Annotated in this window: 22 protein-coding genes; 11 read left to right on the top strand and 11 right to left on the bottom strand. The window is 69.0% G+C overall.

What is annotated here, in order from left to right; translation table 11 throughout:
• The first annotated feature begins 50 nt into the window (after window positions 1-50).
• The 3 genes from HD600_RS07200 to HD600_RS07190 are packed head-to-tail and all read left to right on the top strand — an operon-like array spanning window position 51 to window position 4,364.
• Window positions 51-1,079, top strand: a complete 1,029-nt coding sequence (locus tag HD600_RS07200) for an FUSC family protein (RefSeq protein WP_184282598.1) — start codon at window positions 51-53, stop codon at window positions 1,077-1,079.
• Window positions 1,080-1,110: 31 nt separating this feature from the next.
• Window positions 1,111-1,782 (top strand): DNA alkylation repair protein, encoded by a 672-nt coding sequence (locus HD600_RS07195; RefSeq protein ID WP_184282596.1) that lies wholly within the window; start codon window positions 1,111-1,113, stop codon window positions 1,780-1,782.
• A gap of 53 nt (window positions 1,783-1,835) precedes the next feature.
• Window positions 1,836-4,364, top strand: a complete 2,529-nt coding sequence (locus tag HD600_RS07190; RefSeq protein ID WP_184282593.1) for a DEAD/DEAH box helicase — start codon at window positions 1,836-1,838, stop codon at window positions 4,362-4,364.
• 11 nt (window positions 4,365-4,375) lie between these two features.
• Here the strand turns inward: HD600_RS07190 and HD600_RS07185 are convergent, their stop codons facing one another.
• From HD600_RS07185 to HD600_RS07175, 3 genes are all read right to left on the bottom strand, one after another.
• Window positions 4,376-4,768 carry a VOC family protein gene (locus tag HD600_RS07185; protein ID WP_184282591.1) on the bottom strand — a complete coding sequence of 131 codons (393 nt, stop codon included), beginning with the start codon at window positions 4,766-4,768 and terminating at the stop codon, window positions 4,376-4,378.
• A 198-nt stretch (window positions 4,769-4,966) separates the two neighbouring features.
• On the bottom strand, window positions 4,967-5,728 hold the full coding sequence (locus tag HD600_RS07180) for an SDR family oxidoreductase (RefSeq protein WP_184282589.1): 762 nt from the start codon (window positions 5,726-5,728) through the stop codon (window positions 4,967-4,969).
• A gap of 79 nt (window positions 5,729-5,807) precedes the next feature.
• Window positions 5,808-6,464: an FMN-dependent NADH-azoreductase gene (locus tag HD600_RS07175; RefSeq protein ID WP_184282587.1), complete on the bottom strand. Its 657-nt coding sequence runs from the start codon at window positions 6,462-6,464 to the stop codon at window positions 5,808-5,810.
• 76 nt (window positions 6,465-6,540) lie between these two features.
• On the opposite strand from HD600_RS07175, the gene HD600_RS07170 reads away from it, so the two are divergent.
• Complete coding sequence (locus HD600_RS07170) at window positions 6,541-6,879, top strand: winged helix-turn-helix transcriptional regulator (RefSeq protein WP_184282585.1); 339 nt, start codon at window positions 6,541-6,543, stop codon at window positions 6,877-6,879.
• Window positions 6,880-6,891: 12 nt separating this feature from the next.
• Here the strand turns inward: HD600_RS07170 and HD600_RS07165 are convergent, their stop codons facing one another.
• From HD600_RS07165 to HD600_RS07140, 6 genes are read right to left on the bottom strand one after another with little or no spacing between them, the layout of a single operon-like run.
• The gene (locus tag HD600_RS07165) at window positions 6,892-8,409 is read right to left on the bottom strand and encodes an SDR family NAD(P)-dependent oxidoreductase (protein WP_184282583.1); all 1,518 of its coding nucleotides are present in this window, start codon (window positions 8,407-8,409) and stop codon (window positions 6,892-6,894) included.
• Between the two features lie 10 nt (window positions 8,410-8,419).
• The gene (locus tag HD600_RS07160; protein WP_184282580.1) at window positions 8,420-8,797 is read right to left on the bottom strand and encodes a hypothetical protein; all 378 of its coding nucleotides are present in this window, start codon (window positions 8,795-8,797) and stop codon (window positions 8,420-8,422) included.
• A complete protein-coding gene (locus HD600_RS07155; protein ID WP_241731639.1) occupies window positions 8,797-9,390 on the bottom strand; it encodes an Asp23/Gls24 family envelope stress response protein in 594 nt (197 codons plus the stop codon). The genes HD600_RS07160 and HD600_RS07155 overlap by 1 nt, the downstream gene beginning before the upstream one ends.
• Window positions 9,387-9,971 (bottom strand): RNA polymerase sigma factor, encoded by a 585-nt coding sequence (locus HD600_RS07150; RefSeq protein WP_184282577.1) that lies wholly within the window; start codon window positions 9,969-9,971, stop codon window positions 9,387-9,389. The genes HD600_RS07155 and HD600_RS07150 overlap by 4 nt, the downstream gene beginning before the upstream one ends.
• 34 nt (window positions 9,972-10,005) lie before the next feature.
• Window positions 10,006-10,509, bottom strand: coding sequence for a hypothetical protein (locus tag HD600_RS07145; RefSeq protein ID WP_184282575.1), 504 nt, complete (start codon window positions 10,507-10,509; stop codon window positions 10,006-10,008).
• Window positions 10,506-10,949 (bottom strand): Asp23/Gls24 family envelope stress response protein, encoded by a 444-nt coding sequence (locus HD600_RS07140; RefSeq protein WP_184282573.1) that lies wholly within the window; start codon window positions 10,947-10,949, stop codon window positions 10,506-10,508. The genes HD600_RS07145 and HD600_RS07140 overlap by 4 nt, the downstream gene beginning before the upstream one ends.
• A gap of 164 nt (window positions 10,950-11,113) precedes the next feature.
• Here HD600_RS07140 and HD600_RS07135 point away from each other — a divergent pair, with 164 nt between their 5' ends.
• Window positions 11,114-12,175, top strand: coding sequence for a M4 family metallopeptidase (locus HD600_RS07135; RefSeq protein ID WP_184282571.1), 1,062 nt, complete (start codon window positions 11,114-11,116; stop codon window positions 12,173-12,175).
• Window positions 12,147-12,515 carry a protealysin inhibitor emfourin gene (locus HD600_RS07130; RefSeq protein ID WP_144794310.1) on the top strand — a complete coding sequence of 123 codons (369 nt, stop codon included), beginning with the start codon at window positions 12,147-12,149 and terminating at the stop codon, window positions 12,513-12,515. Before HD600_RS07135 ends, HD600_RS07130 begins: the two co-directional genes overlap by 29 nt.
• Here the strand turns inward: HD600_RS07130 and HD600_RS07125 are convergent.
• A complete protein-coding gene (locus tag HD600_RS07125) occupies window positions 12,484-13,545 on the bottom strand; it encodes a mechanosensitive ion channel family protein (RefSeq protein ID WP_184282569.1) in 1,062 nt (353 codons plus the stop codon). The two genes, HD600_RS07130 and HD600_RS07125, sit on opposite strands and share 32 nt — an antisense overlap.
• Window positions 13,546-13,679: 134 nt before the next feature.
• Here HD600_RS07125 and HD600_RS07120 point away from each other — a divergent pair, with 134 nt between their 5' ends.
• The 4 genes from HD600_RS07120 (at window position 13,680) to HD600_RS07105 (ending at window position 16,507) form a co-directional block, all read left to right on the top strand.
• Window positions 13,680-14,582 carry a VOC family protein gene (locus HD600_RS07120; RefSeq protein ID WP_184282567.1) on the top strand — a complete coding sequence of 301 codons (903 nt, stop codon included), beginning with the start codon at window positions 13,680-13,682 and terminating at the stop codon, window positions 14,580-14,582.
• 22 nt (window positions 14,583-14,604) lie between these two features.
• Window positions 14,605-15,297, top strand: coding sequence for a hypothetical protein (locus tag HD600_RS07115; RefSeq protein ID WP_241731638.1), 693 nt, complete (start codon window positions 14,605-14,607; stop codon window positions 15,295-15,297).
• Between the two features lie 75 nt (window positions 15,298-15,372).
• A complete protein-coding gene (locus HD600_RS07110) occupies window positions 15,373-16,101 on the top strand; it encodes a ribonuclease H family protein (protein ID WP_184282565.1) in 729 nt (242 codons plus the stop codon).
• A gap of 25 nt (window positions 16,102-16,126) precedes the next feature.
• A complete protein-coding gene (locus tag HD600_RS07105) occupies window positions 16,127-16,507 on the top strand; it encodes a DoxX family protein (RefSeq protein ID WP_184282563.1) in 381 nt (126 codons plus the stop codon).
• A 132-nt stretch (window positions 16,508-16,639) separates the two neighbouring features.
• Here the strand turns inward: HD600_RS07105 and HD600_RS07100 are convergent, their stop codons facing one another.
• Window positions 16,640-17,830 carry a serine hydrolase domain-containing protein gene (locus HD600_RS07100; RefSeq protein ID WP_184282561.1) on the bottom strand — a complete coding sequence of 397 codons (1,191 nt, stop codon included), beginning with the start codon at window positions 17,828-17,830 and terminating at the stop codon, window positions 16,640-16,642.
• Window positions 17,831-17,967: 137 nt separating this feature from the next.
• Here HD600_RS07100 and HD600_RS07095 point away from each other — a divergent pair, with 137 nt between their 5' ends.
• Window positions 17,968-19,530, top strand: a complete 1,563-nt coding sequence (locus HD600_RS07095; protein WP_184282559.1) for an FAD-binding oxidoreductase — start codon at window positions 17,968-17,970, stop codon at window positions 19,528-19,530.
• Window positions 19,531-19,543 lie beyond the last annotated feature (13 nt).

The following is a 19,543-nucleotide window of genomic DNA, read 5'->3' as shown; positions in this document are numbered from 1 at the left end:
TACGGGGTCGACCGCCCGGGCTCCGCCTCTGGCGGGTCTAACGTGGTCCCATGAGAGTGACGGCGGCTGTGCGCAGCGCGAAGCGCATCCCGCTGCTGCAGGTCGTGAAATCCGCCGTCGCGACGATCGCCGCCTGGCTCATCGCCGGCTGGCTCATCCCCGGACCGTTGCCGGTGTTCGCCGCGATCGCGGCTCTGCTCGTCGTGCAGCCGAGCGTGAACCAGACCTTCTCGAAGGCGCTCGAGCGCAGCACCGGCGTCATCGTCGGCGTCGTGATCGCCGTCGGCCTGAGCCTGCTGCTCGGCCCGTACAGCTGGGTCGCTCTCGTCGCCGTCGCGATCGCCCTGCTGGTGGCATGGGCCTTCCGCGCGTCGCCGGGGACGACCAATCAGGTCGCGATCTCCGCACTGCTCGTGCTCGCCCTCGGCCCTTCGAGCCCGACGTACGGGCTCGACCGGATCCTCGAGACGCTCATCGGCGCCGCCATCGGCATCGTCGTCAACGCGCTCGTCGTCCCGCCGGTGCTCACGGCCCCCGCTCGGCGAGACCTCGGGATGCTCGGCGCCGAGCTCGCCGCGACGCTGGACCGCCTCGCCGACGCGCTCCCGGCCACGCAGGAGCCGTCGCAGCTGCAGGGCCTCATGGTCGAGGCCCGCCTGCTGCGTCCGATGCAGGCGGCCGCCGAGGCATCCGTCAGTGCCGGCGAGGACTCGCTGACGCTCAACCCGCGCCGTGCCGCGCGCGGTGAGATCGCCGAGATGCGCGCCCTCCTCACGATGCTGTCTCCGATCGTCACCCAGGTGATCGGCATGACGCGGGCGTACTTCGACCACTACGACGACACACTGTGCGACGAGCCGACCGTCCACGCGATCGCCGATCAGTTGCGCAGAGCAGGGCACGACGTGCGGCTGGCGGTGGAGATCGCCGACGTCGCCCCTGAGCCGGTGCTCACCTCGGCCATCCCCGCGCTGACGGCTCCGCTGCAGGTGCGGCCACCGGCATCCGGCCACTGGATCCTCATCGGATCCCTCATGGAGGACCTGCGGCGCATCCACGCCGCGCTCGTGGAGGAGTGACCGGACACCGCGACGTGCGTACGCTGAACGGATGACGTCGACGACCACCCTGGCTGATGCGCTCGCGCAGCTCGCAGCGCTGGAGGACCCGAAGATGCGCGCCGCCAACGAGAAGCGCGGTGATGACCACGGCATCAATCTGTCGAAGATGCGCGCACTGGCGAAGCGGATCAAGACCGATCACACCCTGGCGCAACAGCTGTGGGAGACCGGCGAGACCGCACCGCGTCTTCTCGCGCTGCTGATCTGCAGACCGCAGGAGTTCACCGCCGACGAGCTCGATGCCATGCTGCGCGAGACGCAGCCGCCCAAGGTCAACGACTGGTTCGTCAACTACATCGCCAAGAAGTCGCCGCGGGCCGAGGAGATGCGCGTGCGGTGGTTCGACGACGCCGATCCGACCGTGAACGCGGCGGCATGGTCACTGACGTCGCAGCGGGTGGTGAAGAACCCGGACGGCCTCGACCTCTCGCACCTCCTCGATCTCATCGAGCGGGACATGAAGGATGCCCCGGCGCGGCCGCAGTGGGCCATGAACGAGACGCTGGCGAACATCGGCATCCACCACCCCGAGCTCCGTGCGCGGGCGCTGGCGATCGGCAACGACCTGCAGGTGCTGGCCGACTATCCGACCGCGCCGGGGTGCACATCCCCGTTCGCGCCGATCTGGATCGAGGAGATCGTCCGGCGCCGCGAGGGGTAGCGCAATGCCGCGGATGCGACGACCGCGCGCACATGAGGGATGATCGAAGGATCATGTCTGCGCTTCTCGATCCCGGCACTCTTCCCGAGGGGTCCGACGCGGACGCCGTCTACCTCGCCTTCGTCGAGTGGGCGGAGGCGACCGGCATCCAGCTGTACCCGGCGCAGGACGAGGCGATCATCGAGATCGTGTCGGGACAGAACCTCATCCTGTCCACCCCGACCGGGACGGGCAAGTCCCTCGTCGCGGTTGGTGCCCACTTCGCCGCACTGGCGGACGGACGGCGCAGCTACTACACCGCCCCCATCAAAGCGCTGGTCAGCGAGAAGTTCTTCGCGCTCGTCGACATCTTCGGTCCTGAGCGGGTCGGCATGGTCACGGGGGACTCCTCCGTCAACGCCGACGCCCCCATCATCTGCTGCACCGCCGAGATCCTCGCGAACATCGCGCTGCGACAGGGTACGACGGCGGACGTCGGTCAGGTCGTGATGGACGAGTTCCACTTCTACGCGGACCCCGACCGCGGGTGGGCATGGCAGGTGCCGCTGCTGACGCTCCCGCAGGCGCAGTTCGTGCTCATGTCCGCCACCCTGGGGGATGTCACCGAGCTCGCCGCGGATCTCACCCGGCGCACGGGCCGCGAGACATCCACCGTCACCGGTGTCGAGCGCCCCGTCCCGCTGCATCACTACTACGAGCTCACGCCCATCCACGAGACGATCGAGCAGCTCCTCGCCACGGGGCAGGCGCCGATCTACGTCGTGCACTTCTCGCAGGCGGCCGCGATGGAGCGCGCGCAGGCGCTGTCGAGCACGAAGATCGCCACCCGCGAGCAGCGCGACGAGATCGCCGAGCTGATCTCGCAGTTCCGGTTCACGACGGCGTTCGGCAAGACGCTGTCGCGGTTCCTTCGGGCCGGCATCGGCGTGCATCACGCGGGGATGCTGCCGAAGTACCGGAGGCTGGTCGAGCAGCTCGCCCAGCGGGGGCTCCTCCGCGTCATCTGCGGCACGGACACCCTCGGCGTCGGGATCAACGTGCCGATCCGCACGGTGCTGCTCACGGCGCTGACGAAGTTCGACGGCACGCGCATGCGCCAGCTGAACGCGCGCGAGTTCCACCAGGTCGCCGGCCGCGCAGGCCGCGCCGGATTCGACACCGCCGGGACCGTCGTCGTGCAGGCGCCGGAGCACGAGTCCGAGAACGCCGCGGCGATCCGCAAGGCCGGCGACGATCCGAAGAAGAAGCGCAAGCTGATCCGCAAGAAGGCGCCGGACGGATTCGTGTCGTGGGGCGAGCCGTCGTTCCGCAAGCTCGTGGCCGCGGAGCCGGAGACGCTGACCTCGCACATGCAGATCACCAGCGCGATGATGCTCGGCGTGATCGCCCGCGGCGGGGACGTGTTCGGGAATATGCGCGCGCTCGTATATGACAACCACGAGCCGCGGGCGCGGCAGCGCATGCTCGCTCTGCGCGCTCTGGGGATCTATCGGACCCTGCGCGAATCAGGAGTCGTGGAGCAGCGCTTCGACGAGGTGAGCGGGCGCACAGAGATCCGTCTCACCGTCGACCTGCAGCCGAACTTCGCGCTGAACCAGCCGCTGTCTCCGTTCGCCCTCGCGGCGTTCGAACTGCTGGATCCGGATGCCCCCACCTACGCCCTGGACATGATCTCCATCGTGGAGGCGACACTCGACGACCCGCGTGCGGTGCTCAGTCAGCAGGAGTTCCTCGCGCGAGGGGATGCCGTCGCGCAGATGAAGCGGGACGGCATCGAATACGACGAGCGGATGGAGCTGCTGGAGCAGATCACCTACCCGAAGCCGCTCGAGGAGTTGCTGGCGCAGGCGTTCGAGACGTACAGCGCAGCGCAGCCGTGGATCAAGGACTTCGAGTTGCATCCGAAGTCGGTCGTCCGCGACATGTACGAGCGGGCCATGTCCTTCGGGGAATATGTCGCGTTCTACAAGATCGCCCGCTCCGAGGGCGTCGTGCTCCGGTACCTCTCCGACGCGTATCGTGCGGCCTCGCAGACGACGCCGGAGGAGATGCGCAACGACGACCTGCGCGACCTCATCGAGTGGCTCGGCGAGCTCGTGCGACAGGTCGACTCGAGCCTGCTGGACGAGTGGGAGGAGCTGCGGGCGGGCACCGACAACGGCATCGTCGACATGCACCGCCCGGACGACGAACCCATCGTGCCGCCGGCGCCCAAGCGGCTCACCTCGAACGTCCGCGCATTCCGGGTCCTCGTGCGCAACGAGCTCTTCCGGCGCGTGCAGCTCGCGGCACTCGAGGACGTCGACACGCTCGCGGAACTGGACCAGGAGTTCGGTGCCGACGGGTGGAACAGCGCGCTGGATGCCTATTTCGACGAGCACGACGAGATCCTCACCGGACCGGATGCCCGCAGCTCGGCGTTGCTCATCCTCACCGAGGGGGCGACGCAGTGGACCGCGCGGCAGATCTTCGACGACCCCGCCGGTGACCACGACTGGGGGATCACCGCCACCGTCGATCTCGCGGCATCCGATGAGGCCGGCGAAGCCGTCGTCACGGTGACGGGCGTCGACCGGCTCTAGCGGCCCTGTTCTCAGCCCGTCTGCATGACGGCGAGCACGTTGCCGGCCGGGTCGCGGAACCACGCGATGTCCGGGCCCTCGCCGCCGCCACGGACGATGCCGCGATGATCGGAGGGGAACTCCTCGTCGCTGTAGATCTTCGTCTCCACGCCGCGGGCGATGAGCTCGTCGACAGCGGATTCGATGTCCGCCACGTCGAAGTTCAGGATCGTGAACGTCGCCGGCTCATGGTTCGGCTTGCTGTAGATGAGCACCGATCCGCCGCCGGGGAGCCGGAGGTCGAGGAACCCCATCGGGTTGGGTTGGACATCGAGCCCCAAGGTCGTGCCGTAGAACTCCCGGGCCGCGTCGATGTCGTCGACGCTGAAGCCGCTGAACGCGTGATCCACTGTGAAATCCGCCATGAGGCCATGATCCGCCCGTGTCGTGCGGTTGTCGAGGGCTTCTCGGCGCGCGGCTCGCGACCGCGGGGCGTCCTGTCGGGCGACACCTGCACGACTCGGCGACGCCTGCACGCCGGTCTCGCCGGATTCGGCGTGCAGGTGTCCGAAGCTCGTGCACCCGTCGCCCCTCCGACCAGGCGCGGCTCGCGGCCGCGGGACTCAGGGACGAAGGTGCGACGCGCCGTTGAAGTCGATGACGGCGCCGGATGACCACGTCGCGGCGGGCGAGCTGAGGAAGAGGACGGCCTCGGCGACCTCTTCCGGCGTGCCGACCCGGCCGAACGGGCTCTGGGCCCGCAGTGCGTCCCCCGCGGCGCCTTCGAGCTTGGGCGCCTGGCGGTCGGAGCTGATGAACCCGGGGGCGATCGACGTCACGACGATCCCGTGCGGGGCGAGCGCCACGGCCATCGACTGGCCGAAGGCGTGCAGTCCGGCCTTCGCCGCGCCGTATGCCGGGTAGTCCGGCTCCCCCTTGAACGCGCCGCGTGAGCCGACGTTGACGACGAAGCCGGGCGCCTTCCGATCGATCAGGCGCCGCGCGAAGAGGTAGGTCAGTTCGGCGGCGGCGATGAGATTGACGTCGACCATCTGCCGCCACGCGGACTGCCAGGCGTCGAGGTCCGTCTCGTCCGGACGGTGCCGATTGCTCTCGAGGGGCGCGATCCCGGCGTTGTTGACGAGGATGTCGAGGCCTCCCATCGCGGCATCCGCCCGCTCGATGATGCGGGATGGGGCGTCCGAGTCTCGCAGATCGCCGCCGATGACGACGTGGCCGTCGCCGGCGAGCGAGCGCAGGGTCTCCTCCGCCGCGTCCCGGTCGGATGCGTAGTGGACGGCGACGCGATCACCGCGCGCAGCGAGCGCCTGTGCGACGGCACGGCCGATGCCGCGCGATCCTCCGGTCACCAGCGCAGTGGACACATCGACTCCGTTCGTCTGCGGACACCGGACAGGCTACCTGCCGGGGAACCGGCGCCCGACGCGCCGGCTCCCCTCCCGCTCAGGCGGCGTTGCCGTTGCGGGACGCGGCGAGCTCCTGCCCATAGGTGCGCGCCGACGCCTCCGCCTTGTCCTTCAGCTCCTGGGCGACCTCGGTGAAGGCATCCATCGCCGGGTTCACGCCGACGAGCGTGAACGGACGCTGCACGACACGGAGGTCGAGGCCCCAGACGTCCTCGAGCACGCGGCGGAGCCAGCCGGTCGAGTGGTCCCACCCCGCTTTGGGGGACCCTTCCGAGTAGTTGCCGCCGAGCACCGTGACGAGTGTGGCGGGCTTGCCGTTCAGCGCGGTACCCGTCGGGTCGATGCGCGGGTCGGTGTAGGCGAGGTCGAACCAGGTCTTGAAGTGCTGGGAGGGACCGTAGTTGTACAGCGGCACCGCGAACAGCAGCGCGTCCGCGCCGATGAGCTCGTCGGCGAAGGTGGTCGCGAGAGCTCGCGCCTCGTTCTGGCGCTCGGTGCGCTCCTCCGCGGCGACGAAGCTGCCGGTCACAGCGTCGGCCCACGCCGTCGCGGGCACCGGGTCGGCGGCGAGATCACGGCGGGTCACGACGGAGTCGGGGTGGGAGCTCGTCCACTCGGCTTCGACCAGGTCCGCGAGCGAGCGGCTGGCGGACGTGGCGGGCAGGATGCTGGCATCCAGGCGGAACAGGGACATGGCTGACCTTTCGTTTTCGGAGTCACTCTGTTTTTATTAGTGACTCGCGTTAACGTAGCACAGGTATGATGGGGGCATGGCGGGCACCGACACAGAGGTTCACATGTGTGACGCCGCCGTCACACTGGCGTTCAGCGTGCTCGGGAAGCGCTGGAACGGCATGATCGTCGCCACGCTCGGCAGCGGTCCTGCCCCCTTCGTCGCCCTGCGCAGAGCCGTCACCGGCATCAGCGACACCGTGCTCTCTGACCGCCTCGCCGAACTCGGTCAGGCAGGGCTCGTCGCGCGGACGGTCGACGCAGGACCACCGATCACCGTGACGTACTCGCTCACCGAGAGCGGCGAGGGGCTGGTGCCCATCCTCAGCCGGCTCGGCGAGTGGGCATCGGCGAACCTGCAGGTGCCGGCGCACTGAGGATTCTTCGGCTCACCAGGGGCTGGGCTTGTAGTCCTTGAGGAACACGCCGTGCACATCGACCCCTGCCTCGCCCTGCACGATCGGGTCGTACACGCGGGCCGCGCCGTCGACGAGATCGAGCGGGGCATGGAACCCCTCCTCGGCGAGGCGCACCTTGGTGTGGTGCGGACGCTCGTCGGTGATCCACCCGGTGTCCACGGCCGTCATGAGGATGCCGTCCGTAGCGAGCATCTCGCCGGCACTCGTGCGGGTGAGCATGTTCAGCGCCGCCTTCGCCATGTTGGTGTGCGGATGCCCCGGGCCCTTGTACCGGCGGGAGAACTGCCCCTCCATCGCCGAGACGTTCACGACGTACTTGCGGTGCGCCGATGACGCCGCCATCGAGGCGCGGAGACGGCTGATCAGCAGGAACGGCGCCGTCGTGTTCGCCAGCTGCACCTCGAGCATCTCGAGCGGGTCGACCTGCTCGATCGACTGCACCCAGCTGTTGACGTGGTCGATGTCCGGCACGAGCCCGCCCGCGTCGATGGCGGAGCCGTCGGCATGCTTCGCGAGGGACGACGACCCAGGGGCCATCGCGAGCCGCGCGAGGTCCTCTGCCGTGAGTGCCTGCCCGCCCTGCTCGGCGACCGTGCCGCCGAGGGCCGCGACCGACAGCAGCGGGTTCGCATCCACCGAGGCCTGCAGCGCCTGAGGGTGCGGGTCGACCGTGTGCCCGAACGTCTCCATCTCGGGGAGAGGTCCGTCCGGAAGCGGCTGCATCTCGGCATCCGCCAGGAGCGAGTACGCACCCGGCGAGCGCCGGACGGTCTGCGCGGCGTTGTTGATGAGGATGTCCAGGGGTCCCTGCGCGGCGACCGAGTCGGCGAGCGAGATGACCTGGGCGGGGTCACGGAGGTCGATTCCGACGATCCGCAGCCGGTGCAGCCAGTCCGACGCGTCGGGGAGCGACGAGAACCGGCGGACGGCATCCCGCGGGAACCGCGTCGTGATCGTCAGATGCGCACCGTCGCGCAGCAGTCGGAGGGCGATGTGCATGCCGATCTTCGCGCGTCCGCCGGTGAGGAGCGCCCGGCGTCCGGTGAGATCCGTCCGCGCGTTGCGCTTGCCGTGGCTGAAGCGGGCACAGTCGGGGCACAGCTGGTGGTAGAACGCGTCGACGAGCGTGTAGGGCTGCTTGCAGATGTAGCAGTTGCGGGGTTTGAGCAGCTCGCCGGCGCTCGGCGCATCGACGCTGGTGGCGAGGTCGATACCGCGGGTCTCGTCGTCGATGCGGTCCGGTGCTCCCGTTGCGGTCTTGGCGACCACGGCCTTGTCGGCCTCCGCGATCGCATCGCGGATCTCCTTGCGGCGAGCGCGCTTGACCGCCTTGAACATCGTCGCCGTCGCGCGACGCACCGCGATGTAGTCCGGATGCTGCTCGCTCATCGAATCCAGCGATGCGAGCACGCGGAGGGTGGTGGCGAGATCGTCGGGGTCGATGCCGTCGCCGAGGTCTGCGGGGCGGTCGGCGGGCGCGTCGGTCATTAGGCCGATTTTACGCGAGCGACCTGGGAGCCTCCGCCGTCGCCGGTGCACCGTCCGCGATGCGCACGACGGTGATCCGCAGCCGCGCGGTGTGCTCGCCCCGCGCCGCCAACAGCCCGGTGACGGCATCGCGCACCGTCTGCGTCGTCGCCACGGCTCCGGCATCCGCTGCGATCCCGATCGCGATGTCGACGGTGAGGTCGTCGCCGTCGCGGCCGACGACGATGCGGCGAGGGGTCTCGGCCGCACCCGTCCTGTCCACCGCGCCGGCGAGGGCCTCGACGGCGGCGCCGACCGCGTTGCGCACCACGGACCCGGTGCGGTAGAGACCGAGCACGCCGGGGGTGGCGAGGACGACGTCCTCGATCTGTGGGATGAGATCCGTCATCATTCGACCTTCCCGCTCGAGATGTCCTGCACCGTGATGTCGATCGCGGTGACCCGCAACGCCGTGTGCGCGTCGATGCGCGCCGCGATCTCTGCGCGGAGCTCGTCGGCGAACTGCCGGATGCGCGTGCCGAACGGCACGCTCACCTCCACCGCGAGTGCCACCTCCGCATCGTGCACCGTCAGGTCGCCGTCGATGCGGCAGCGGCCGATGAGGATGCCGGGGAACGCGTTCTCCGCCGCGCGGACGATGCCCCGCAGCGCGCCCTCCGTGAGGGCGAGATCCGCATGCTCGTCCGGTGGCGTGAGCGGGATGCGGCGCCCCGCACGCGCGTCCATCGCGATGCCGTCCAGGATCGACTGCACCCAGCTCGCGTCCGGTTCGGGCTCCTCCTCCGTGTCACGGGCGATGAGATCCGGGGTGAGGGACCGGAGCCGCTCGAGCGCGTCGAGGGCGAGAGCGCAGCCCGGCGAGCCGTCGATCGAGGGGTCGGCGGGGACGCGGCCGGCGTCGAGGTAGTCCGTGAGCTCCTCGATCGTGTGCCCGTCCAGGTCCTCGGGGTCGAGCCCGAGTGGCGTTCCGCCGTCGGTCATCGCCATTCCTCCATCCGCACAATGATGTGCTTTCTGGCCCGGGCGAGCAACCCGCGCACTGTGGTGACCGGGACCCCCAGCTCCGCGGCCACCTCCTCATAGCTGAGACCACCCATCTCCCTGAGCACCCAGCTCTGTCGCTGGGCGTCGGGGAGCTCCCCCAGTGCGGCGCTGAGCGCCTCGACACCGGCGCGCGCCTCGACGGTGCGCGCGGGCGAGGCGTCCGTCGAGACGGGGTGGTCGATGTCGTCGATGGGCACCTGCGGGCGACGCGCGCGCACCCGATCCATCGCCTTGCGTCCGACGATCCTCATCAACCAGCTCTTGACCGCGGACAGGTCCTCGAGGTCGGACAGTCGCTGCCACGCCGTGACGAAGGCCTCCTGGACCACGTCGTCGACATCCGCGCCGCTGACGAGCACCCGGCGCGCGTACGCCCGCATCATGGGCGTGTATCGGCGCACGAGCACCTCGAACGCGGCGATGTCGCCGTCGGCCGCCCGTCCGGCCACGAGCCGGTCGCCGGCAGCATCCAATCGCGGGTTCTCGGGCGCCCCGTCGGCCGTCGCGTCCGGTGTCATGACGAACGCCCACACATGCGGTGCGGAACCGTGGTCACGCGCTCACCCCGCTTCGGACGACCTCGACCTGGATCTCGCGGTGGACGCCCGCAGCATCGAGGACGAGCGCGGCAGCGCCGGCCACCCGATCCCGATCGACGACGCCCTCGCCGACCGGCCCGACCCGGACGGTCAATGCGCGCCTGCCCGCGGTGACGGAGACGAGGTCGCGCTCCAGTCCGCACCGGGCGGCGACGGCATCCGTGGTCGCGTCGGCGAGCACCTGGTCGTCCACGACGAGAGTGACATGGCGAAGCGCCCGGCGCCGGTCGGCGGCCGCGCGCACGACCAACCAACCGGCGACGACCATGACCAGGGTCGCTCCGACGAAGACGAGCATGCGGATGCCACGAGCGCCCGGCTCGTCGATGAAGAGGCCCTGTGACGCGCTCGCACCGGAGCCTGCGGTCACCCAGCCGGCGATGCCGACGGCGAGGAGCACCGACGCGGTGACCGCGACGGCGAGCACGCCTCTCGTCCCTGACACTGCGGTGCTCACTGGACCCTGGCGTCCTGCTGCTCCGCGTCGTCCTCGGTGGGGATGTGGACGTCGTTGATCGTCACGTTCACCTCCACGACCTCCATGCCGACGAGGTCGCTCATGGCGCGGTGCACCGCGGAGCGCACGTCGGCGGCGACCTTCTGCAACGAGACGGGGTACTCGGCGACGACGGTGACGTCGACCGCCACCTGCGTCTCGCCGACCTCGACACTGATCCCCTGCGCGAGATCGGTGGTGTTCAGGGCATCGCGGATCGCGCCCATCATCCTGGCGGCTCCGCCGCCCAGCGCGTGCACACCCTCCACCTCGCGGGCGGCGATGCCCGCGATCTTCGCGACGACGCCGTCCTCGATCGTGGTCCTGCCAGACGCCAGAGCGTCTTCCCCCGCCACGACAGCCTGCACCTGAGGCTGAGAGCCACCCGTCACGTTCGCCATATCCCGGTCCTTCTCTCGGTGCGGCACCCGGGTGCGGATGCCGGGACGCGGTGGTCGCGTCACTGATGAGACGCACCGACACCCCGATTCGTCACGGAGAACCGTGAAAAAGTTTCGAACGTGGTCGCCATGACAGTGTCGGCAGGCGCGCGTAAGGTCGCAGCATGGATCACAGCGCACACGGTTTCGTCCCCGCATACCTGCTCGCGCGCCTCGCGCAGTCGGGCCGATTCACCAAGGCGGCGGATGCGGCGCGACAGACGCTGCTCGCCGGGCGCCCGCAGTTCCGCGCCCGCATCAACCTCTCGATCGACGAGAACGGTGACCTCGTCGCCGAGCTCGGCGACGCACCGAACCGGACGATCAGCGATGCGAACAATTCCGAGACGCTTCCCGGGATCGTCGTCCGCAGCGAGGACGACCCGCCCGTCGACGACGCCACCGTGAACGAGGCGTTCGACGGCCTCGGGGCGACGTTCGAGATGCTGCTCTCGGGGTTCCGACGCAACTCCCTCGACGGCCTGGGCGGCGGTCTCGACGCCACCGTGCACTACGGCGTCGACTACGACAACGCCTTCTGGGACGGCGAGCGCATGGTCTTCGGCGACGGAGACGGCGAGGTGTTCCGCGGTTTCACCGGCTCGCTCACCGTCATCGGGCACGAACTCGCCCATGGCGTGATTCAGCACACGGCCAACCTCGAGTACCAGGGGCAGCCAGGCGCACTGAACGAGTCGATCGCCGACGTGCTCGGTGCGCTGACCGAGCAGTACACCCTCGGTCAGACGGCCGACGACGCCTCCTGGCTCATCGGCGCGGAGATCTTCACCGACGAGGTCGAGGGCGTCGCGCTGCGGTCCATGCTGGAGCCCGGGACGGCGTACGACGACGACGAGCTCGGGAAGGATCCGCAGCCGGCGCACATGAGCGACTTCGTCCGCACGACCGAGGACAACGGCGGCGTGCACATCAACTCCGGCATCCCCAACCGCGCCTTCGCGCTGACGGCCCGCGCGATCGGCGGCAACGCGTGGGAGCGCGCCGGCACCGTCTGGTATCGCGCGCTCACCGGCGGGCTGTCGTCGACGGCGAGCTTCCAGGATTTCGCCGATGCCACCGTCGCAGCCGCCGAAGCCGAGTACGGTGGGGAGGTGACCGCCGCAGTGCGCGACGCGTGGCAGACCGTGGGAGTGCTGGATGCAGAGCGAGCCCGACGCTCAGGGTGACGATGACGACCGTCTGACCGTCGCCGTCGTCCGCTCGGGCGGTGTCGCCGGCCTCCGACGCCGGTGGCGCGTCGAGCCCCCGCGCCCGGAGAAGACGGTGTGGATCGCCCTCATCGAGCGCTGCCCGTGGGACGCGCCGCGCGAGACGGATGCCGGCGCGGACCGCTTCGTCTGGAGCATCCAGGTGCGCACGGCCGGCGAGGAGCGCGAACGCGAACTCGCCGACTCTGAACTGCGCGGAGCGTGGCGCGAACTCGTCGACGCCGTGCGCGAGGCGGATGCCGGTCGCCGCGGCGGCGGCCCGGACGCTACTGCGGACGATCCAGAACGACGCGGCTGACCGGCAGCGCCTCGGGGTGCTCCTGTTGCAACCAGGTCACGATCTGCTCGCGGACCAGGCAGCGCAGGTCCCACTGGTCGTCGGAGTTCTTCGACGACATGAGGAACCGCAGCGTGACATGGCCGCCCTCCGACCCGGTGACCAGGACGCTCGCCGCGCGCCGGTCCCAGGTGTCGGCGCCTTCGATGATCGACATGAACTTCTCGCGCACGGCATCCACGGGCACCCGCCAGTCGAGGTCCATGTAGACGGTGCCGAGGATCTTGTCCGACCTGCGCGTCCAGCTCTCCACCGGCTGGGAGGTGAAGTACGTGCACGGCAGGATGAGGCGCCGCTCGTCCCAGATGTAGACGACGACATACGACAGGTTGATCTCGCCGATGCGCCCCCACTCATCCTCGATGACGACCACGTCGCCGACGCGGATGGCATCCGTGAAGGCGATCTGCACCCCGGCGATGAGGTTCCCGAGGGTCGACTGCGCCGCGAGTCCGGCGATGATGCTGACCACACCGGCCGACGCGAGGATGCTGGTGCCCACCGCGCGGACCTCGGGGAAGGAGAACAGCACGACGCCGACGGCGATCACCCCGAGAAGGACGACGGCGAGTCGGTTGAGCACCGTGAGCTGCGTCTGCCTGCGGCGCGCCTCAGGGCTCGTGGCATCCTTCCGGAGGTCGTGCTGCATGAGCCGTTCCATGCCGAACGTCACGAGCGTCGACAGCAACCATGCGCCGACGACGACCGTCACGATGAGCAGCGCGCGCTCGAGCACCGGCCACCAGGACAGGGTGCTCGGGGTGTACGCGGCGCACACGACCCAGGCGGCGATCACGAAGGCGAGGGCCATGCCGGGGAGGCGGATGCGGCGCTCGAGGTCGGCGATCCAGGCCGACCTGCCCCTCGCCTGGCCGGCGACGAACCGCACCGCGATCACGATGGCCGCGACGATGATCGCGGCGACGACGGCGGCGATGAGGGTCTCGACCCAGGAGACCACTTCGGCCTCGAGCTCCACAAGCGATGACATCACCCCAGACTAGGCATGCATCTTGGGGGTCACCCCCCTTGCCTCCGCGCGCCTCCTCGGAGCAATCTGTACTCACGCGCATGCGCGGACCCCAGCGCGCACGTGCACAGCCGCAGATCGACGAAGGAGTCGAGATGTCTCAGAAGATCGTGCCGAACATCTGGTTCGACAAGAACGCCGACGAGGCCGGCGATTTCTACGCGGGCCTCCTGCCGCACACCACGGCCGCGGTCGCCGCGACCTACCCCGAGCTGGTCGCCGACTGGCAGGCCGAGTTCGCCGGGAAGACGCTCACGGTGGATCTCGACGTGGACGGTTACCGGCTCACGCTCATCAATGCCGGTCCAGAGTTCCGTCCCAACCCGTCGGTGTCGTTCATGCTCGATTTCGACCCGACCCGCTTCGGCGACGATCGCGACGCGGCACGCGAGAGCCTGGATGCCGTGTGGGCCGGCCTCTCGGAAGGCGGGCGCGTGCGCATGGAGCTCGACGAGTACTCGTTCAGCCCCCGGTACGGGTGGGTGGAGGACCGCTACGGCGTGAACTGGCAGTTGGTGCTGGCGAACCCGGAGGGCGACACGCGGCCCTTCCTCATCCCTCACCTGAGCTTCACCAGGGACGTCGACGGGAAGGCGCGTGAGGCGGCGGACTTCTACACGTCGCTGTTCCCCGATTCCGAGGTCGGGTACATCGCGCTGCATTCGTCGCAGGCCGTGCACGCACGGCCGGGGACGGTCATGTTCGGGGAGCTCCGCCTGGCCGATCAGTGGTTCTCGATGATGGATGCCGGACCCGATCACGATTTCGCGTTCGACAGCGGCGTCTCGCTCGAGGTGCGCGTCGCCGACCAGGAGGAGCTCGACCGCTACTGGGATGCGTTGACGACCGACCCGGAGGCGGAGGTGTGCGGATGGCTCGTGGATCGGTACGGTCTCAGCTGGCAGATCGTTCCGGAGAACATGGGCGAGCTCATGGCGCGTCCGGGGGCGTACGAGAAGATGATGAAGATGAAGAAGCTCATCATCGACGATTTCTGAGGGACGGAGCGCCGAGGCACGCATGGGACTTTTCTCGCAGCGCAAGGAAGAGGAGAACACCTGGGCGGCGCTGCCCGGTGAACCGCGCGGCGCGCAGGATGCCGCCGAGGTGCTCGACGCGTCGACGGCGGTGGACCCGCTCGAGATCGGGTTGGGTGCGAAGTACACCTCGATCGTCTTCCCGGTCGCCCCGCCGGCGCCGGAGGCCGCCGACGCCTCGGATGCCGCGCCCAAGGATCCCGACGCGCACGTGCTGGGCCCCGGTCTCCTCCCGACCCCGTTCACCGCCGATGAGATCAGGGACGCCGCCCGCGGCGGGAAGACGATCCGGATGCTCGACGAGGAAGCCGACGGGACGCGGACTCTGCGCGTCAACCGGTTCCGTGAGGTCGACGACGACGGTGCGCTGCTCGAACGCTGGACGTCCGGCCCCACCGGCATCGTGGACGGCGAGATCGAGCGTTCCCGAGTGACCTGGCGGGAGCTTCAGGCGCATGCGGCGTTCCCGGAGGACCGGACGACGCTGTCATCGGAGACTCTGGAGCTGCCGATCGGACGGGTGGAGTGCCTGCGCTACGAGGTGCGAGGACCGGCGGATGCCGCATCCGAGACGTTCTGGTTCGCCACCGCGCACCCCGGGATGCAGGTGCGCGTCGAGACGATCTCGGACGAGGGCGTCACTCGCACGACGGTCATCGCGATCGAGCGTCCATAGCGGCGGCGCTCACGCACGGTCGCGGACGTGGTCGGCCCGGCGTGAGGGGTCGCCGACCCCCGTTACGGTGGAAGGATGACGATCACCGCCGCGGCAGACGGCTCCGCCCTCGGCAATCCCGGTCCGAACGGGTGGGCCTGGTACATCGATGACGACAACTGGGCGGCGGGCGGATCCCCGCACGGCACGAACAACCAGGGCGAGCTGCAGGCCGTCCTCGAGCTGCTGCGCGCCACGGCAGGGGCGGACGACTCTCTGCTGATCATGTGCGACAGCAAGTACGTCATCGACTCGATCACGAAGTGGATGCCGGGGTGGAAGCGCCGCGGATGGCGCAAGGCCGACGGCGCACCGGTGCTCAACCGTGACCTCATGGAGTCGCTGGACGAGGCGATGCAGGGTCGGGATGTGAAGTTCGCCTGGGTGAAGGGGCACGCCGGCCACGACCTCAACGAGGCGGCGGACGAGCGTGCGAACGCGGCAGCGAAGGCGTATCAGGCGGGGCGCGAGCCGCAGCGCGGTCCCGGCTTCACGATGGGTGAGGTCATGCCCGAGCACGCGATGACCGTCGCGACGCCGGCGCCGGTCGCGCCGGCGTCTGCCGGTACTGGGCGGCCTGTCGCCGAGCCCGCATCGCAACCGCTGTGGGCCGAGGCATCCGATCTCCTCGACGGATTGGCGCAGGAGCCGGCCACGGCGATCGAGCTGCACCTCACCCTCACGCCGGAGGAGCACGCGCGGCTGAAGGACAGGGCCGACGCGCAGGGTGTCTCCCTCGAGCAGGCGCTGCGCCGCCTGATCTGACCGCCGCGGGGCGTACGCTCCTGTCATGGCCTCACGCGCACGCACCGTCACTCGTATCTTCCTCGGAGCATCGCTGGTGTTCGCCGGGGTGTCGCATCTCACGTTCGCGCGTGACGAGTTCCAGGCCCAGGTACCAGAGTCGTTGCCGCTCGACCCCGACACGACCGTGCTCGCATCGGGCGCGGTGGAGATCGGTCTGGGGTCCGCCCTGCTGTTCGCGCGGAAGCGCCGCCGCACCGTGGGAACCCTCGCCGCGCTGTTCTTCGTCGCCGTCTTCCCGGGCAACGTCGCGCAGTGGATGCATCAGCGCGACGGCTTCGGGCTCGACACCGACATGAAGCGCTTCGTGCGGCTGTTCTTCCAGCCCGTGCTCGTCTGGGCCGCGGCCTGGTCGACGCGCCGCTGAGTCGAGCGGCGAAGCCGCGGTACGGGACGAGCCCGGGGCACAACTCCGGAGCTTTTCGGCGGATCCGCATGTTTCGGGCGGCGTGCCCGGCGGAATCGGCGGTTTCTCCGGAGTTATGCCCCGGCAGCCGTGTCAGAGGCAGGCGTAGACGGCGTCAATGAGTCGACGTGCGCGCGGCCCGTTCGTGCCGACGTCGTGCATCTGGTTGACCGAGTATGAGAATCCGATCCGCGCATCGCGGTCGGCGAACCCGATGGAACCGCCGATTCCGTGGTGGCCGAATGCCGCGGGGTTCGGGCCCATGTACACGGCATCGGGCGAATTCAGCAACACCCCGAGCCCCTGGCGGTAGTGGCGATCCTGGAGCAACTCGATCTGGTCGTGCTGCATCGTCGTCATGGTGTCGAGCGCGTCCTCGCTGAGCAAGCGGATGCCGTCGACCGCGCCGGCGGCGAGCGCGCCGTAGATGCGCGCGACGGAGCGGGCGTTTCCGTGCCCGCTGCCGCTGGGCATCTCCATCTCCCGCCACTCCGGCGAATTCACCATCTCACCCCAGGTGCCAGGCGGGTTCTGGGCGAACGCGCGGCGCCGCAGCGAGTCCTCCGGCTCGACCTCCTGAGCGGCGAGGATCTTCGCCCCCATGCTCGGCACGAGCGGGCTCACACGGGCGTGCTCGGATGCCGGCAGCCCGAGCCAGTAGTCGGCCCCCAGGGGACCGGCGATCTCATTGCGCACGAACTCACCGACGAGCTTGCCGGTGGTCCTCCTCATGATCTCGCCGAGCAGATACCCCTGTGTGTGCACGTGGTACGCAGCGACGGTGCCCGGTTCCCACAGCGGCGCCTGTCGCGCGAGTGCCGCCACCATGGCCTCACGGTCGTACATCGCGCCGCGCCACAGCGGCTCCTCGAGGGCGGGCAGTCCTGCCCGGTGGTCGAGCAGGTAGCGCACGGGGAGCTCGGCTTTGCCGTTGGCGGCGAACTCCGGCCAGTACGTGGCGACAGGCTCGTCGAGGTCGACGATGCCCCGGTCGATGAGCATGTTGAACGCGATCGCCGTGATGCCCTTGGCCACGGACATCATGCAGACGAGAGTGTCCTGCTCCCACTCGCGCTCGCGTCCGACATCGAACCACCCGCCCCAGACGTCCACGACCTTCTTGCCGTCGACGACGAGGCTCACAGCAGATCCGAGCTCGTTCTCCTGCCGGTAATTGTCGATGAACGCCTCGACGACGGGGGCGAATCGCTTCTCGTGGTGGCCGGCCACGGGGAGGTGTCGCCCGTCGATCTCTGCGCTGGTGTCGACGGAAATGGTGGTCATCTTTGCTCCACTCATCGGTATGGGTCCTGAGCATGCAATGCAGCGTGCCAGATAACTACTATAGTGTCGTCTGACAAATGACAAATAGCCAGGTGGATGCTCCACTGCGCTGATGACCCGACTGAGTAGGACTCTCAATGGTGAATGCCGCTCCCTATCAGCTTGACCCTCAGATCGCCGATCTGCTTGTCGCCGTCGTGGGCGACGAGCACGCTCTCCGTTCGCAGGAAGAGCGTGACAACTATCGCGACCCGTTCTGGAACATCGAGGACCGCACATACGACTCCTCGCTCGTGTTGTTCCCGCACTCGACGGAGCAGATCCAGGCCATCGTCCGCATCGCCAACGAGCACGGCGTGCCGCTGTGGACCTCATCGCAGGGCCGCAACAACGGATACGGCGGCCCCTCGCCCCGTGTCCGCGGCTCAGTCCTCATCAGCCTTCGCGAGATGAACCGCGTTCTCGAGATCAACGAGGAGCTCGCCTACGCGGTCGTCGAGCCCGGTGTCTCATGGTTCGAACTGCGCGAGGCACTCGATCGCGCCGGTCACGAGGATCTCTGGTTCTCGATCCCGGACCTCGGTTGGGGCAGCGTGATCGGCAACTCGCTCGACAACGGCATGACGTATGCCCCTTACGGGTCCGACTTCCAGAAGATCTGCGGCCTCGAGGTCGTGCTCGCAGACGGTGAGATCCTCCGCACCGGGCTCGGCGCCCAGCCGGGCAACGACTCCTGGCACCTGTACACCCGCGGATACGGTCCGGTCCTCGATCAGCTGTTCTTCCAGTCGAACTACGGCATCGTCACGCGCGCAGGCATCTGGCTCATGCGCCGCCCCGAGGCGTTCGCTCCATTGTTCCTCACCATCCCGCGCCACGAGCAGCTCGCCCAGGCGATCGACATCTTCCGAGAGCTCCGCCTCGACGGCGTTGTCCGCGGCGTTCCCAGCATCCAGAACCTCGTCACGATGTCCGCACAGTTCGACGAGACGCGTGACATGTACCTTCGCGCTGATGCTGCGATGAGTGACGAGAAACTCAACGAGCTCGGGGACAGCACCGGGCTCGGACGCTGGGGCGCGCGCACGGCGCTCTGGGGAGACCGCGTCGTCGTCGACCACCACCTCGAGCGGATCCGGACCGCGTGGGAGGCGATCGAGGGTGGTCGTGTCATCTCCGATCGGATCTTCGCGCGCGACGAGTGGGGCGAGATCACGAAGTTCGTCGACAAGGTCCAGGCCGGAATCCCGAACATGGACATCATCCAGGCCACGCCCGCCAACGTCGGCCACATCGCCTTCGCCCCCGTGCTCCCGCTGAAGGGCGACACCGTCGTCGAGAGCATCGACATGATCCGCGACGTCATCGTCGACGCGGTCGGTCTGAACCACGTATGCGCACTGTACTTCCCGAACGACCGCACCTGCGTCGCCGTGAACAGCATCACGTTCGACGTGACGGATGAGGAGCTCTTCCGCAACTCGTACACCACGATGAAGAAACTCGTCGTCGAGGCGGGCAAGCGCGGCTTCACCGAGTACCGGGCACACGTGGACCTCATGGACCTCGTGTCCGACCAGCTCTCCTTCAACGACCACGCGTACCGCCGATTCGTCGAGAAGATCAAGGATGCCGTCGACCCGAAGGGCATCCTCGCCGCCGGACGTCACGGCGTGTGGCCGGGAAGCTACCGCGCGTGATGACCCGAGTCTC

The organism is Microbacterium ginsengiterrae, from assembly GCF_014205075.1.
Classification (GTDB): domain Bacteria; phylum Actinomycetota; class Actinomycetes; order Actinomycetales; family Microbacteriaceae; genus Microbacterium; species Microbacterium ginsengiterrae.
This window is presented reverse-complemented; position numbering and strand designations above follow the sequence as displayed.